General features: G+C 56.5%; 1 protein-coding gene. It reads left to right on the top strand.

Going from position 1 to position 733, the window contains the following annotated elements; genetic code table 11:
• Positions 1 to 423 precede the first annotated feature (423 nt).
• Positions 424 to 733 (top strand): type IV pilin N-terminal domain-containing protein (locus DVK07_RS20175; RefSeq protein ID WP_121598565.1); only part of this gene is annotated, 310 nt, incomplete at its 3' end.

Below are 733 nucleotides of genomic sequence, written 5' to 3'. Positions count from 1 at the left end.
CCATCCATGACCGACGTATCTTATCAAAAGGTAATTTGACTTTAACGAGCGATCAGTTACGACCGCGGTAGAGAACACGGTATTACGATCTAATCTGAGCAGCTGGGATTATGCGTAAAAACGGCTAATTTTAAAATAATTCGGCTGGGATCGACTCGTTATTAAGCAGGAAGTCGGCACCGAACTTGGTTCGCGAAAACTCACTGAATAGGACTCAGACACTCTCTCGATCTGAAAAGAATCGATCCCAACAGAACGTCACAGTCCGATACGAGGCACGCCGGAACAGCGATGAACTCTCGGTGGGCTACCAACGGCTAGTTGGGTAGCCGTAAGTCTCAGTTTCTACGCTTATCGCTGTTGATATCTGTGACCGCATAGTAAAATACCACACCGGAAATAGTTGATCTGACTGTTCTCTCTATGTCCCGACCCGCAACCGACCGCGCCCAGTCCGAGACGGTCGGCGTGATTCTCCTCGTCGCCGTCTTCGTCGTGAGCGCGAGCGCCATCGGGGTCGCCTACGTTGGGGGCGTGGGCTCTGATACCGACGAAATCGTCACCTCCGCGGACCTGAGCGCGGACGGGACCGACCTCCGGGTCGACCACCTCGGCGGCGACGCGCTCCCGAACGAGGCGCTCGCGGTCGTCGTCAGAGCGGACGGGAACGCTACTCGCTTTCCGTTCGCTCCGCCCGCGGGGGAGTTCTCACCCGGCGACCGTCGCACGTTCT

Origin of the sequence: Halorubrum sp. Atlit-26R, assembly GCF_003666015.1 — an archaeon.
GTDB lineage: Archaea > Halobacteriota > Halobacteria > Halobacteriales > Haloferacaceae > Halorubrum.
Note: the sequence above shows the minus strand (reverse complement) of the source record. Positions and strands in the feature narration are given on the sequence as shown.